This is a genomic window from Escherichia sp. WS2035 (assembly GCF_046487065.1).
GTDB lineage: Bacteria > Pseudomonadota > Gammaproteobacteria > Enterobacterales > Enterobacteriaceae > Escherichia > Escherichia coli.
This window is the reverse complement of the sequence record NZ_JBJQKD010000013.1, coordinates 122,598-136,589: the sequence shown is the minus strand read 5'-3', so window position 1 is coordinate 136,589 and position 13,992 is coordinate 122,598. Positions and strand designations below refer to the sequence as shown.

General features: G+C 50.4%; 15 protein-coding genes. 6 read left to right on the top strand and 9 right to left on the bottom strand.

The features are described from left to right. Positions 1-168 precede the first annotated feature (168 nt). The 3 genes from ruvB to yobI form a co-directional block, all read right to left on the bottom strand. Positions 169-1,179 (bottom strand): Holliday junction branch migration DNA helicase RuvB, encoded by a 1,011-nt coding sequence (gene ruvB / locus ACJHX4_RS20075; protein ID WP_000568520.1) that lies wholly within the window; start codon positions 1,177-1,179, stop codon positions 169-171. Positions 1,180-1,187: 8 nt separating this feature from the next. Beyond that, entirely contained in the window at positions 1,188-1,799 is a 612-nt protein-coding gene (ruvA, locus tag ACJHX4_RS20070; RefSeq protein WP_000580323.1) for a Holliday junction branch migration protein RuvA, read from the bottom strand. 138 nt (positions 1,800-1,937) lie between these two features. Beyond that, positions 1,938-2,003 (bottom strand): stress response small protein YobI, encoded by a 66-nt coding sequence (gene yobI / locus ACJHX4_RS20065; protein WP_072093883.1) that lies wholly within the window; start codon positions 2,001-2,003, stop codon positions 1,938-1,940. Positions 2,004-2,073: 70 nt separating this feature from the next. Between yobI and ACJHX4_RS20060 the strand changes: the two genes are divergently transcribed. Beyond that, on the top strand, positions 2,074-2,676 hold the full coding sequence (locus tag ACJHX4_RS20060; RefSeq protein ID WP_001024911.1) for a YebB family permuted papain-like enzyme: 603 nt from the start codon (positions 2,074-2,076) through the stop codon (positions 2,674-2,676). A 1-nt stretch (position 2,677) separates the two neighbouring features. On the opposite strand, the gene ruvC is transcribed toward ACJHX4_RS20060, so the two are convergent. Genes ruvC through aspS form a run of 4 tightly spaced genes read right to left on the bottom strand, consistent with a single transcriptional unit; the run spans position 2,678 to position 6,220 of the window. Continuing rightward, positions 2,678-3,199 (bottom strand): crossover junction endodeoxyribonuclease RuvC, encoded by a 522-nt coding sequence (gene ruvC, locus ACJHX4_RS20055; protein WP_001295503.1) that lies wholly within the window; start codon positions 3,197-3,199, stop codon positions 2,678-2,680. A gap of 34 nt (positions 3,200-3,233) precedes the next feature. After that, positions 3,234-3,974, bottom strand: coding sequence for a YebC/PmpR family DNA-binding transcriptional regulator (locus ACJHX4_RS20050; RefSeq protein ID WP_000907234.1), 741 nt, complete (start codon positions 3,972-3,974; stop codon positions 3,234-3,236). Between the two features lie 28 nt (positions 3,975-4,002). Next, positions 4,003-4,455 (bottom strand): dihydroneopterin triphosphate diphosphatase, encoded by a 453-nt coding sequence (gene nudB, locus ACJHX4_RS20045; RefSeq protein ID WP_077249130.1) that lies wholly within the window; start codon positions 4,453-4,455, stop codon positions 4,003-4,005. Continuing rightward, positions 4,448-6,220: an aspartate--tRNA ligase gene (gene aspS / locus ACJHX4_RS20040; RefSeq protein ID WP_001258676.1), complete on the bottom strand. Its 1,773-nt coding sequence runs from the start codon at positions 6,218-6,220 to the stop codon at positions 4,448-4,450. The genes nudB and aspS overlap by 8 nt, the downstream gene beginning before the upstream one ends. Positions 6,221-6,529: 309 nt before the next feature. Here aspS and ACJHX4_RS20035 point away from each other — a divergent pair, with 309 nt between their 5' ends. Genes ACJHX4_RS20035 through cmoB form a run of 5 tightly spaced genes read left to right on the top strand, consistent with a single transcriptional unit; the run spans position 6,530 to position 10,111 of the window. Next, entirely contained in the window at positions 6,530-7,096 is a 567-nt protein-coding gene (locus ACJHX4_RS20035; protein ID WP_000891625.1) for a hydrolase, read from the top strand. Continuing rightward, complete coding sequence (locus ACJHX4_RS20030) at positions 7,093-7,911, top strand: DUF72 domain-containing protein (protein ID WP_000639277.1); 819 nt, start codon at positions 7,093-7,095, stop codon at positions 7,909-7,911. The genes ACJHX4_RS20035 and ACJHX4_RS20030 overlap by 4 nt, the downstream gene beginning before the upstream one ends. Positions 7,912-7,963: 52 nt before the next feature. Continuing rightward, positions 7,964-8,359 carry an MAPEG family protein gene (locus ACJHX4_RS20025; RefSeq protein ID WP_000252980.1) on the top strand — a complete coding sequence of 132 codons (396 nt, stop codon included), beginning with the start codon at positions 7,964-7,966 and terminating at the stop codon, positions 8,357-8,359. A 40-nt stretch (positions 8,360-8,399) separates the two neighbouring features. Continuing rightward, positions 8,400-9,143: a carboxy-S-adenosyl-L-methionine synthase CmoA gene (cmoA, locus tag ACJHX4_RS20020; protein WP_000019588.1), complete on the top strand. Its 744-nt coding sequence runs from the start codon at positions 8,400-8,402 to the stop codon at positions 9,141-9,143. After that, a complete protein-coding gene (gene cmoB, locus ACJHX4_RS20015; protein WP_000564759.1) occupies positions 9,140-10,111 on the top strand; it encodes a tRNA 5-methoxyuridine(34)/uridine 5-oxyacetic acid(34) synthase CmoB in 972 nt (323 codons plus the stop codon). Before cmoA ends, cmoB begins: the two co-directional genes overlap by 4 nt. A 35-nt stretch (positions 10,112-10,146) precedes the next feature. Here cmoB and torZ read toward each other — a convergent pair whose 3' ends face one another. After that, positions 10,147-12,576, bottom strand: a complete 2,430-nt coding sequence (torZ, locus tag ACJHX4_RS20010; RefSeq protein ID WP_000176764.1) for a trimethylamine N-oxide reductase TorZ — start codon at positions 12,574-12,576, stop codon at positions 10,147-10,149. Between the two features lie 24 nt (positions 12,577-12,600). Further along, complete coding sequence (locus tag ACJHX4_RS20005; protein WP_001214293.1) at positions 12,601-13,701, bottom strand: NapC/NirT family cytochrome c; 1,101 nt, start codon at positions 13,699-13,701, stop codon at positions 12,601-12,603. Between the last annotated feature and the right edge of the window lie 291 nt (positions 13,702-13,992).

Here is a 13,992-nt window from a genome sequence, read left to right as displayed (position 1 = left end):
GCATGACCAGCCAGGTAATGATTTACAGCGGCAAGTTTTACTTCAAATGAATGTTTCATAAACTGCACCTTCAGATGTCAGATTATGTCCAACATTTGGGGTGCAGTTCAACAGCGTCGCATCAGGCACACTGCCAGTGTCGGATGCGGCACGAGCGACCAATCCGACTTACGACATTTCTGGCGGCGTTATGCCAAAGTGATTCCACGCCCGCGTCGTCGCCATACGCCCACGCGGTGTACGCTGCAAAAAGCCTTGCTGAATCAAATAAGGTTCCAGTACATCCTCAATGGTTTCACGTTCTTCGCCAATGGCTGCCGCCAGGTTATCCAGACCTACCGGCCCGCCAAAGAACTTATCGATTACCGCCAGCAACAATTTGCGGTCCATATAATCGAAACCTTCAGCATCGACATTCAACATATCCAGCGCCTGAGCAGCGATATCTGCCGAGATGGTGCCATCGTGCTTCACTTCGGCGAAATCACGCACTCGACGCAGCAGACGGTTGGCAATACGTGGCGTACCGCGCGCACGACGAGCAACTTCCAGCGCGCCGTCATCACTCATCTCAAGCCCCATAAAGCGTGCGCTGCGACTGACGATATATTGCAGATCCGGCACCTGATAAAACTCCAGACGTTGCACAATACCAAAACGATCGCGCAACGGTGATGTCAGCGAACCTGCGCGCGTGGTTGCACCAATCAGGGTAAACGGCGGCAAATCAATTTTAATGGAGCGTGCCGCCGGACCTTCACCAATCATGATATCCAGTTGGTAATCTTCCATTGCCGGATACAACACCTCTTCCACCACTGGTGAAAGACGGTGGATCTCATCAATAAACAGTACATCGTGTGGTTCAAGGTTAGTGAGCATTGCTGCCAGATCGCCCGCCTTTTCCAGCACCGGACCAGAAGTCGTGCGTAAATTAACGCCCATTTCATTGGCGACAATATTGGCAAGCGTAGTTTTACCCAACCCCGGAGGACCAAAAATCAATAGATGATCGAGGGCATCGCCGCGCAGTTTCGCTGCTTTGATGAAAATCTCCATCTGCGAACGAACCTGCGGCTGACCAACATACTCTTCCAGTAATTTAGGGCGAATGGCGCGATCTGCCACATCTTCCGGCAAAGTGGTACCGGCAGAAATCAGACGGTCTGCTTCAATCATCCTTTACCTCATAACGCGGCGCGTAGGGCTTCGCGAATTAATGTTTCACTGCTGGCGTCAGGGCGAGCGATTTTGCTCACCATGCGGCTTGCTTCTTGTGGTTTATAGCCCAGTGCCACCAGCGCAGCAACCGCTTCCTGTTCAGCATCGTCGGTCGCCGGGCTGGCAGGAGACGTGAGTACCAGGTCGGCGGCTGGCGTAAAGAGATCGCCATGCAAACCTTTAAATCGGTCTTTCATTTCGACAATCAAACGTTCGGCGGTTTTTTTGCCAATACCCGGCAGTTTCACCAGTGCCCCCACTTCTTCACGCTCAACGGCATTAACGAACTGCTGCGCTGACATTCCGGAGAGGATCGCCAGCGCCAACTTCGGGCCGACGCCGTTGGTTTTGATCAACTCTTTGAACAACGTGCGCTCTTGTTTATTGTTAAAACCGTACAGCAGTTGCGCGTCTTCACGCACCACAAAGTGGGTGAAAACGATCGCTTCCTGACCCGCTTCAGGGAGTTCATAAAAACAGGTCATCGGCATATGCACTTCATAGCCTACGCCGCCCACTTCAATTAACACCAGCGGGGGTTGTTTTTCAATGATGATGCCTCTGAGTCTGCCTATCACATGACGCTCCTGCGTAATGAATCAAAGATAATGCTGTATGATAAAAAAATGCTGGATAGATATCCAGCGAAGGATGAAGAAAACTTGCGAGGTGTCTCGATGATCTGAAAAATGGCGCAGTATAATTTATTCTACAGGTTATATTGGAAGCAAATATTTAAATATTACATATTCAGCGAAGAAATGTGTAATAAAAATATACATTGCGACTCCTGAAAAAATAAATTTTTTATGCTATTACGTATATTCATATCTATTTCAATGGAATGACAACGTGAATATTAATTATCCTGCGGAATATGAAATTGGTGATATCGTCTTTACATGTATAGGTGCTGCCTTATTTGGTCAAATATCAGCTGCATCAAATTGCTGGAATAATCACGTCGGGATCATTATCGGTCATAACGGTGAAGACTTTCTGGTTGCAGAAAGCCGTGTTCCCCTCTCAACCATCACTACGCTATCCCGTTTTATTAAACGCTCTGCTAATCAACGCTATGCTATAAAGCGATTAGACGCCGGACTAACAGAACAACAAAAACAACGAATTGTTGAACAGGTTCCTTCCCGGCTACGCAAACTTTACCACACCGGTTTTAAATACGAATCTTCGCGACAGTTCTGTTCAAAATTTGTTTTTGATACTTATAAAGAGGCGCTATGTATTCCGGTGGGTGAAATAGAGACGTTTGGAGAATTATTAAATAGCAATCCGAATGCAAAACTCACTTTCTGGAAATTCTGGTTCTTAGGTTCTATTCCGTGGGAGCGTAAAACCGTCACGCCAGCCAGTTTGTGGCATCATCCGGGTTTGGTGTTGATTCACGCGGTGGGAGTTGAAACGCCTCAGCCTGAACTGACCGAGGCGGTATAACTTAACGCAGTCGCCCTCTCGCCAGGTTCAGTCGCGATTCACTCATTTGCATCGCATTCTGACTAACGTGGCAGTGGGTGATGGCAATCGCCAGCGCATCGGCGGCATCCGCCTGTGGATTAGCGGGCAGTTTCAGCAAGGTGCGGACCATATGCTGCACCTGGCTTTTTTCGGCACTACCAATACCTACCACTGTTTGCTTTACCTGACGTGCCGCATATTCAAATACCGGCAATTCCTGATTCACCGCCGCCACAATCGCCACGCCGCGCGCCTGCCCCAGTTTCAGGGCTGAGTCAGCGTTCTTCGCCATAAAGACTTGTTCAATGGCGAAATAATCAGGCTGGAATTGGGTGATGATTTCCGTCACGCCCGCATAGATGAGCTTCAGACGAGACGGTAAATCATCCACTTTGGTGCGTATGCATCCGCTACCTAGGTAGGACAGTTGCCTGCCTACCTGGCGGATGACGCCATAGCCGGTCACGCGCGAACCCGGGTCAATACCGAGAATAATAGCCATCACGCGTCTCCGTTTTGCTGTTTAGCAGGCCTCATCAGAGAGTCGCTGCAACCTCATCAGAGATTTCACCGTTATGGTAAACTTCCTGCACGTCGTCGCAATCTTCCAGCATATCGATCAGACGCATCAGTTTCGGTGCGGTTTCTGCATCCATATCAGCTTTGGTGGACGGGATCATGGAAACTTCCGCGCTGTCTGCTTTCAGACCTGCCGCTTCCAGAGCGTCGCGTACTTTGCCCATTTCTTCCCATGCAGTGTAGACATCAATCGCGCCGTCATCATAGGTCACAACGTCTTCAGCACCGGCTTCCAGGGCTGCTTCCATGATGGTGTCTTCATCGCCTTTCTCGAAGGAGATCACGCCTTTTTTGCTGAACAGATAAGCTACGGAACCATCAGTACCGAGGTTACCGCCACATTTGCTGAATGCATGACGCACTTCAGCAACGGTACGGTTGCGGTTGTCAGACAGACATTCAATCATGATTGCCGTGCCGCCAGGACCGTAACCTTCGTAGATGATGGTTTCCATGTTTGCATCATCATCACCGCCCACACCTCGTGCAATTGCGCGGTTCAGAGTGTCACGGGTCATGTTGTTAGACAGTGCTTTATCAATTGCTGCACGCAGACGCGGATTAGCGTCCGGATCACCACCGCCCAGCTTAGCCGCGGTTACCAGCTCACGAATGATTTTAGTGAAGATTTTACCGCGCTTAGCATCCTGCGCAGCTTTACGATGTCTGGTGTTGGCCCATTTACTATGACCTGCCATAAAAATATCTCCAGATAGCCCTGCCTGTTCAGGCAGCGTTAATTACAAACTGTTCAATCGCCTGCCGGTTGCTCCAGGACTTAGTGAGCGCCGCCGCAGCAGGCGCATCAAGCCACTTGTAAGCCAGATGTTCAGTGAAAACGATCTGGCGCTCGTGCGGGAGCGCAAGACAGAACCATGATTCCGTATTACGCGTCACGCCCGGCGCATAGCGATGACGTAAATGTGAAAAAATTTCAAACTCTACCGTGCGCTGACAGTCAATTAAGGTCAGTTGTTCAGCGACAACATCAATGGTGACCTCTTCCTTTACTTCGCGCATGGCAGCTTGCGGCGCGGTTTCACCCTCTTCCACGCTGCCGGTTACCGACTGCCAGAAATCGGGATCGTCACGCCGCTGCAACATCAGCACCCGTTTCGTATCTTGTGCGTAGATGACCACTAAGATCGAAACGGGACGCTTATAAGCCATATCAGTTATTCTCAGCCTTCTTCACAACCTGAATGCTCAGCTCAGCCAGTGCAGTCGGGTTAGCAAAGCTCGGTGCTTCAGTCATCAGACACGCCGCCGCCGTGGTTTTCGGGAAGGCGATAACGTCACGGATATTGTCGGTGCCGGTCAGCAGCATGGTCAGACGGTCAAGACCGAATGCCAGACCTGCGTGCGGCGGAGTACCGTATTTCAGGGCGTCGAGCAGGAAGCCGAATTTCTCGCGCTGTTCCTCTTCGTTGATACCCAGAATACCAAACACCGTCTGCTGCATATCACCATTATGGATACGCACAGAACCACCGCCCACTTCGTAACCATTGATGACCATATCGTAAGCGTTAGCCACCGCATTTTCCGGTGCAGCTTTCAGTTCTGCTGCCGTCATGTCTTTCGGTGAGGTGAACGGATGGTGCATTGCTGTCAGGCCGCCTTCACCGTCGTCTTCAAACATCGGGAAGTCGATAACCCACAGCGGTGCCCATTTGCTTTCGTCGGTCAGACCAAGGTCTTTACCCACTTTCAGGCGCAGTGAGCCCATCGCGTCGGCAACAATTTTCTTGTTGTCGGCACCGAAGAAAATCATATCGCCATCTTGCGCGCCAGTACGCTCCAGGATGGCTTCGATGATTTCTGCATTAAGGAACTTCGCTACCGGGCTGTTGATACCTTCCAGACCTTTCGCGCGTTCGTTAACTTTGATGTAAGCCAGACCTTTCGCGCCGTAGATTTTAACGAAGTTACCGTATTCGTCGATCTGCTTACGGGTCAACGATGCGCCGCCCGGAACACGCAGAGCGGCAACACGGCCTTTCGGATCGTTCGCCGGACCTGCAAATACTGCAAACTCAACAGATTTCAGCAGATCGGCAACGTCGGTCAGTTCCATCGGGTTACGTAGATCTGGTTTATCAGAACCATAACGGCGTTCTGCTTCTGCAAAGGTCATTACCGGGAAATCGCCCAGATCCACGCCCTTCACTTCCAGCCACAGATGACGCACCAGCGCTTCCATCACTTCACGCACTTGCGGCGCGGTCATGAAAGAAGTTTCCACATCGATCTGAGTAAATTCAGGCTGACGGTCAGCACGCAGGTCTTCGTCACGGAAGCATTTAACGATCTGATAGTAGCGGTCAAAGCCGGACATCATCAGCAGCTGTTTGAACAACTGTGGGGATTGCGGCAGTGCGTAGAATTTACCTTTGTGCACACGAGAAGGCACCAGGTAGTCACGCGCGCCTTCCGGCGTGGCTTTGGTCAGCATCGGAGTTTCGATGTCGAGGAAGCCGTGGTCATCCATAAAACGGCGCACCAGGCTGGTGATTTTAGCGCGGGTTTTCAGGCGCTGAGCCATTTCCGGGCGACGCAGGTCGAGGTAGCGGTATTTCAGACGCGCTTCTTCGGTGTTGACGTGGTTAGAGTCAAGCGGCAGAACATCTGCACGGTTGATGATAGTCAGCGAGGACGCCAGTACTTCGATTTCGCCAGTCGCCATATCGCGGTTAATATTTTTTTCGTCACGCGCACGTACGGTGCCCGTGACCTGAATGCAGAACTCATTACGCAGTTCAGAGGCCAGCTTTAACGCGTCCGCACGATCCGGATCGAAAAATACCTGCACGATACCTTCGCGGTCGCGCATATCGATGAAGATCAGGCTACCAAGATCACGACGACGGTTGACCCAACCACACAGAGTCACCTGCTGCCCCACGTGGGACAAACGGAGCTGTCCACAATATTCTGTACGCATGAGATATCCCTTAACTTAGCTGCCGGCGGATGCCCCCTGCTGCGCAGGTGACCAAGTCGCAGCGTTAGCTGTATGTCACAACTGAATGAAAAAAGGCGGCTATTATACTGGAAATTCTGCCGCACCGTAAGAGCCTGGCCCGCGCTGGAACGCCTCGTTACCACTTTATATCGGGCCTGAAATCAGACTCTACGCCAGTTTGCTATAAAGGTGTTGCCCGAACTCATAAAAATTAACAAAATTTGTCGTTCCGCCATCGGCTCATCGTATTAAGGTGAGAGGCACGATTTTGTTTTATCAGGAGTCATCATGCTTGAACTTAATGCTAAAACCACCGCGCTGGTGGTGATTGATTTACAAGAAGGCATCTTGCCTTTTGCCGGTGGTCCACATACTGCCGATGAGGTGGTTAATCGCGCCGGGAAGCTGGCGGCGAAATTTCGCGCGAGCGGTCAGCCCGTGTTTCTGGTGCGTGTTGGCTGGTCTGCCGATTATGCTGAAGCATTAAAACAGCCGGTTGATGCCCCTTCCCCCGCTAAAGTGTTGCCCGAAAATTGGTGGCAACATCCTGTAGCATTAGGTGCAACCGACAGCGATATCGAAATCATCAAACGTCAATGGGGTGCGTTTTACGGTACGGATCTGGAATTGCAGTTGCGCCGCCGGGGTATCGATACAATAGTGTTATGTGGGATCTCGACCAATATCGGTGTTGAATCCACCGCCCGCAATGCCTGGGAACTCGGTTTTAATCTGGTGATTGCCGAAGATGCCTGTAGCGCCGCTAGCGCCGAGCAGCACAATAACAGCATTAATCATATCTACCCGCGCATCGCCCGTGTGCGTAGCGTTGAAGAGATCCTCCACGCGTTATGATTTACATCGGTTTGCCACAATGGTCGCATCCTAAATGGGTGCGGTTGGGGATCACCAGCCTTGAAGAGTATGCCCGCCACTTTAACTGTGTGGAGGGTAACACCACGCTTTATGCCCTGCCGAAACCCGAGGTTGTCCTGCGCTGGCGTGAGCAGACCACAGATGACTTCCGCTTCTGTTTTAAGTTTCCGGCGACTATTTCGCATCAGGCAGCATTACGGCATTGCGATGATTTAGTGACTGAATTTTTGACCCGCATGTCACCGTTGGCTCCGCGCATTGGACAATACTGGCTGCAACTGCCTGCCACATTCGGCCCACGGGAGCTGCCTGCGCTTTGGCATTTTCTCGATTCTCTTCCCGGCGAATTTAATTATGGTGTGGAAGTCCGCCATCCACAGTTTTTCGCCAAAGGGGAAGAGGAACAAACGCTTAATCGCGGTTTACATCAGCGCGGCGTTAATCGGGTGATTTTAGACAGCCGCCCGGTTCATGCAGCACGTCCACACAGTGAAGCTATTCGCTACGCTCAACGAAAAAAACCTAAAGTTCCGGTACATGCTGTACTGACGGCGAAAAATCCACTGATCCGTTTTATCGGTAGTGATGATATGACGCAAAACCGGGAATTATTTCAGGTCTGGTTACAAAAATTAGCGCAGTGGCATCAGACCACTACGCCTTATCTTTTTTTACATACGCCAGATATTGCCCAGGCCCCGGAACTGGTACATACCCTGTGGGAAGACTTACGTAAAACGCTTCCAGAGATCGGAGCAGTTCCGGCTATTCCACAGCAATCTTCTCTTTTCTGAATTTGCCACCTATCATAGACAGGTGCCATCGGCCATTTTAAAGGGAGTTTGTATGGTAAGCGCGCTGTATGCCGTTTTAAGTGCGTTGTTATTAATGAAGTTCTCTTTTGATGTCGTTCGCCTGCGAATGCAGTACCGCGTTGCCTATGGCGACGGCGGTTTTAGCGAACTGCAAAGCGCTATTCGCATTCATGGTAACGCGGTGGAATATATTCCCATCGCGATTGTGTTGATGCTGTTTATGGAAATGAATGGCGCAGAAACCTGGATGGTGCATATTTGCGGCATCGTTTTGCTTGCTGGTCGTCTGATGCATTATTACGGTTTTCATCACCGTCTGTTCCGCTGGCGACGTTCTGGCATGAGCGCCACCTGGTGTGCGCTGTTGCTGATGGTGCTGGCGAATCTTTGGTATATGCCCTGGGAGTTGGTTTTCTCCCTGCGTTAGCGCACAATACGCCACTTTCTTTTTCCCGGATTTTTACGTTATGTCTCACCGCGACACGCTATTTTCTGCCCCTATCGCCAGACTGGGCGACTGGACCTTTGATGAACGGGTAGCTGAAGTCTTCCCGGATATGATCCAGCGTTCCGTTCCCGGCTATTCCAATATTATTTCCATGATTGGTATGTTAGCCGAGCGCTTCGTTCAACCTGGTACGCAGGTTTACGATCTGGGTTGTTCTCTGGGCGCGGCGACACTCTCGGTGCGTCGCAACATTCATCATGATAATTGCAAAATTATTGCCATCGATAACTCCCCGGCGATGATTGAACGCTGCCGTCGTCATATTGACGCCTATAAAGCTCCTACGCCAGTAGACGTTATTGAAGGTGATATTCGCGATATCGCCATTGAAAACGCATCGATGGTGGTGCTGAATTTTACCCTGCAATTCCTGGAACCTTCCGAGCGCCAGGCGTTACTGGATAAAATTTATCAAGGACTGAACCCGGGCGGCGCGCTGGTGCTTTCGGAAAAATTCAGTTTCGAAGATGCCAAAGTTGGTGAACTGCTGTTCAACATGCACCACGACTTTAAACGTGCCAACGGTTACAGCGAACTGGAGATCAGCCAGAAACGCAGCATGCTGGAAAACGTGATGCTGACCGATTCCGTGGAAACCCATAAAGCACGCCTGCATAAAGCCGGTTTTGAGCATAGCGAGCTGTGGTTCCAGTGCTTTAACTTTGGTTCACTGGTGGCATTAAAAGCAGAGGACGCTGCATGATCGACTTTGGTAACTTTTATTCTCTGATTGCCAAAAATCATCTTTCACACTGGCTCGAAACGCTGCCCACGCAGATTGCTAACTGGCAGCGCGAGCAGCAGCACGGGCTGTTTAAGCAGTGGTCCAACGCGGTGGAATTTCTGCCTGAAATTAAACCGTATCGTCTGGATTTATTGCATAGCGTAACCGCCGAAAGCGAAGAGCCACTGAGCGCCGGGCAAATTAAGCGCATTGAAACGCTGATGCGCAACCTGATGCCGTGGCGCAAAGGGCCGTTCTCACTGTATGGCGTCAACATCGATACCGAATGGCGTTCCGACTGGAAATGGGATCGCGTTCTGCCCCATCTTTCTGATTTAACCGGGCGCACCATTCTTGATGTCGGCTGCGGCAGCGGTTATCACATGTGGCGCATGATTGGCGCTGGCGCGCACCTCGCGGTGGGGATCGACCCTACACAACTGTTTCTGTGCCAGTTTGAAGCGGTGCGTAAACTACTGGGTAACGATCAGCGCGCACATTTGTTACCGTTAGGTATTGAACAACTTCCGGCACTGAAAGCCTTTGATACCGTCTTTTCGATGGGCGTGCTTTATCATCGTCGTTCACCGCTGGAGCATCTCTGGCAGTTAAAAGACCAACTGGTGAATGAAGGCGAACTGGTGCTGGAAACGCTGGTTATTGATGGCGATGAGAACACGGTGCTGGTGCCGGGCGATCGTTACGCACAAATGCGTAATGTCTATTTCATTCCTTCCGCGCTGGCGCTGAAAAACTGGCTGAAGAAGTGTGGTTTTGTTGATATTCGCATTGCGGATGTGAGCGTTACCACCACAGAAGAGCAGCGACGCACCGAATGGATGGTCACCGAGTCTCTGGCCGATTTTCTCGACCCGCATGATCCGGGTAAAACGGTGGAAGGTTATCCTGCGCCTAAACGCGCGGTGCTGATTGCGCGCAAGCCGTAAAAATTTAGCGCCCGTTTCCGGGCGCTTTTTACGTCTTATGCCTGAATAGCTGGCTGATCAAACGCCGTTAACTTCAGCGCATTGCCCGTATATTTTTCGATATACACCAGCGCAGAGTTACCGGCACAGGCATTCGCCAGCTGCGAGCTGGGGATATCCGCCGTTAACACGTTCGCACTACCGTTTTTACACAAGCCATTTTCCAGATCTGGCCATGCACCTTCATGCACGCATACCACGCCTTTTTTGATCCCGTCAGTCACCACCGCGCCTGTCAGAATCTGACCACGTTTGTTCCAGACACGCACCAGATCGCCATTCGCAATACCAAAGCGAGCAGCATCTTCGGTGTGAATAGTGATTGGTTCACGATCGGCAACCGCATATTTTTTACGCAGTTCCGCATAGTTAAGCTGACTGTGTAAACGGTGTGCCGGATGTGCGGTCAGAAGCTGCAACTGCTTCTCGTCGGCGGTACCCTTCCACTCATCAGGCGCAAGCCAGGTTGGGTGTGCCGGGCAATCCTTATAGCCAAATTTTTCCAGCGTTCTGGAGTAAATCTCAATTTTGCCGCTTGGCGTACCCAGCGCATTTTTCACCGGATCGGCGCGGAAATCACCATAACGAATGTACTGTTCGTTCTTCTCGCTGCGGCGCATTTCGATCAGTTTATTTTGCTGCCAGAAGGCATTAAACATCGGCATCGTCACGCGTTGCGCACGGGCACCTTTCTGAGCGGCATCATAGAAAAATTTCAGCCACGCCATTTCATCTTTACCTTCGGTATAGATCTCTTTTCCGCCAGGTTTGAGTAATTCAGCAAGATCGGCAAACACGTCAAAATCGTTGCGCGCTTCAAATTGCGGAGCGACAGCCTGCTTCATCGGCACAATATGCTGGTTGCTGTAATCACCGGTCATCGTCAGGTCATTGCGCTCAAACGATGTGGTGATCGGTAATACGATATCTGCGTGTTTGGCTGCTGCGGTCCAGTAGCATTCAGAAACGACGATCATCTCCGGTTTCTGCCATGCTTTAATCAGACGATTAGTATCCTGGTGATGGGTAAAGTTACCGCCACCCGCCCACCAGATCATTTTGATATTCGGATACGTTTGTTCTTTACCGTTATGCTGATATTTGCCGCCAGGATTTTCCAGCGCATCGACGATACGGGCAACAGGAATCGCCGTCATTCCGCCATCATCAGCGGCCTCGCTGGCCTGTCCGGCAATCGCCGCAGACATTTCTGGTAGCACGCCGCCAACACGCGTCGGGTTGCCACCGTTGGAGTAATGATAAGAGAAACCAAACCCGCCGCCCGGTGTACCAATTTGCCCTAACATCGCCGCCAGCGTCACCAGCATCCAGTGTTTCTGTTCACCGTATTGCTGGCGCTGAATTCCCCAGCCTGCCATCAGCATTGTGCGATTTGCCGCCATCAGTTCTGCAAGTTTCACAATCTGCGCTTCCGGCACGCCAGTAATTTCCGCCGCCCAGGCCGCACTCTTCGGCGTATTATCGTTCTTGCCTGTCAGATACTCTTCAAACTGCGGATACCCGGTAGTGTATTTTTCAAGGAACACTTTATCGTGTTTGCCTTGTGTCATCAGGGTATGCGCAATCCCTAACATCAGTGCCACGTCGGTGCCCATATTCGGTGCGATCCAGGTGGCATTATCGCCAAAGAATTCGATGGTTTCGGAGCGGATAGGATCAATGGCAATCACTGGTTTGCCAGATTTTTTCAGCTGATGGAAGTATTCCAGCCCTTGTTCATCGGTACTGCTCCAGGCAATTTTTAAGGTATTCAGCGGGTTCATGCCCCACAACACCACCACCTGACTGTTTTCCAGAATCAGCGGCCAGGAAGTCTGCTGTTCATAGACCTCCACAGAACCGACCACATGCGGCATGATCACCTGTGCCGCTCCGGTTGAATAATCGCCGCTATGCCCGGAATAACCGCCCGCCAGGTTCATATAACGTTGCAGTAAGGTTTGCGCTTTATGCAACACGCCAGAAGAACGCCAGCCGTAAGATCCGGCAAAAATGGCCGATGGTCCGTTAGCTTTACGAATATGATCGTGTTGCTCATGAATCAGTTTTAATGCTTGTTCCCAGCTCACCTGTACATAGGTATCTTCGCCACGACCTTTCGCCGGTTGCAGTGGATTATCGAGATAGCTTTTTCTCACCATCGGATGCTGAATACGCGCCGTGGTGTGTACCTGATCCGCCGCCGTAGACTGTAAGGAGTTCGGTATGGTCTTCGCCAGCGCGCCTGTCGAAGAAACAATCTTGCCGTCCTTCACTTCTACGTTCATCGCTCCCCAACGTCCCGCGGTGAGAATTTTGCCGCCCTTCTCTTCTGCCCATGCAGGTAACGGTGCAGCCGATGTCACCACCAGCGCCCCAGCGGCAATACCGCTATGTTTAATAAATTCGCGTCTTGTTAATGTCATAACTTCCTCCCTGATCAACGAGGATCACTGTTTCTCGGTAATATCTTTGGCGTTGTACTGGAAGTACCGCGTCAAAATGTCCAGTTCGTTTTCGCTCATGCTGGTTCGCGCACCCATTCCTTTGGCAATGGACGGCCATGCATTGACGGTGTAATGGTCGGCGGCAATAGGGGCATGGCAGCCAGCGCAATAGGTATCGTCAAGTTTTTCAGCGTATTGCCATAGTGGTTTACGGTCCGCTAATGCGGAATCGGTTAGCGCACCCTGTAAAGACGCCTGACGCCATTGATTGCCGTATTCGTCAGCCTGCCATTCCCCGTTTACCGTTAGCGCCTTGATACCTTCTTCACTTAATGTGGCGAGCGCCAGCCGTTGACCTGCCGCCAGGTAGAGCGTGTTTTCACTGCCCTGCATTTGATAACCCTGCAACCGAACAATTGGCTGTTTACCACTGACATCAACGACGGTGAGATCGGTACCAGGAGTCACGGTAGCCAGGTCGCCTATGCGAGAAGTTTTGAAAGGATAAATATGTGCGCCATTAGTAACTGAAGTAGCGGCCTGACTTTCCAGCTCATGCGCCGCGTTGTCATCCATTTTTATTTCTGGCGGGAAATGGGCAATGCCTTTATGGCAATCGATACAAGTTTCGCCGTCCTTTTGCGCTTTATTATGCATTTTCTGCGCAGATTCACTTTGCGAGGAAATATCCATGGCATCAAAAGAATGGCAACTACGGCAGGTTGCAGAGTCAGTTGCTTTTAATTCTTTCCATACTGTTTCGGCCATTTCCTGGCGATGAGCTTCGAACTTATCGTCACTGTCTATTTTGCCGCTAACAAATTCATGATAAATATCTTTAGATGCTTTTAATTTAGCAAATAAATAATCCATCCCTGACTTTGGAATATGGCAATCGGCACATTCCGCGCGTATACCTTTTTGGTTCGAAAAGTGGACAGTTCCCTGATATTCCTCAAAAGGTTTACTCATCGAGTGGCAGGAAAGGCAAAATGCAGTATCCGACGTTTTATGTAAGGCTTTTTGCGCCAGCAATAACCCGCCGCCACCAACCACAACCGCTATCAGCAAAAACAATAACCCAATGCGTTTTTTCCCTCGCATAGATTCCTCTAATTAAATTCCAGGACACCGATACCATTGTATAAATAAATATACAACGAATTGACTACTTGCTTAATTCGGCACAACACTGCCTGAAATAATCGATAAAGAATATGATTTATTACAATGTAATCATTAATTGCTAAGGAATAACCCAGTTGTTATTTAGAATATATATTTGTCAGTTTTGGCAATTTAAATCACATAATGAATGTGAATATATAGAATATTTCTAGCACAATGCTATGCGCACTGTCACCCGCTCAACAGATCACGGCAATCGTTCGTTTT

Bases quoted from the DNA above. Each gene is read 5' to 3' on its own strand.
- ruvB (WP_000568520.1), bottom strand. From the start codon at position 1,179: ATGATTGAAGCAGACCGTCTGATTTCTGCCGGTACCACTTTGCCGGAA.
- ruvC (WP_001295503.1), bottom strand. From the start codon at position 3,199: ATGGCTATTATTCTCGGTATTGACCCGGGTTCGCGCGTGACCGGCTAT.
- ACJHX4_RS20050 (WP_000907234.1), bottom strand. From the start codon at position 3,974: ATGGCAGGTCATAGTAAATGGGCCAACACCAGACATCGTAAAGCTGCG.
- aspS (WP_001258676.1), bottom strand. From the start codon at position 6,220: ATGCGTACAGAATATTGTGGACAGCTCCGTTTGTCCCACGTGGGGCAG.
- ACJHX4_RS20035 (WP_000891625.1), top strand. From the start codon at position 6,530: ATGCTTGAACTTAATGCTAAAACCACCGCGCTGGTGGTGATTGATTTA.
- ACJHX4_RS20030 (WP_000639277.1), top strand. From the start codon at position 7,093: ATGATTTACATCGGTTTGCCACAATGGTCGCATCCTAAATGGGTGCGG.
- ACJHX4_RS20025 (WP_000252980.1), top strand. From the start codon at position 7,964: ATGGTAAGCGCGCTGTATGCCGTTTTAAGTGCGTTGTTATTAATGAAG.
- cmoA (WP_000019588.1), top strand. From the start codon at position 8,400: ATGTCTCACCGCGACACGCTATTTTCTGCCCCTATCGCCAGACTGGGC.
- cmoB (WP_000564759.1), top strand. From the start codon at position 9,140: ATGATCGACTTTGGTAACTTTTATTCTCTGATTGCCAAAAATCATCTT.
- torZ (WP_000176764.1), bottom strand. From the start codon at position 12,576: ATGACATTAACAAGACGCGAATTTATTAAACATAGCGGTATTGCCGCT.
- ACJHX4_RS20005 (WP_001214293.1), bottom strand. From the start codon at position 13,701: ATGCGAGGGAAAAAACGCATTGGGTTATTGTTTTTGCTGATAGCGGTT.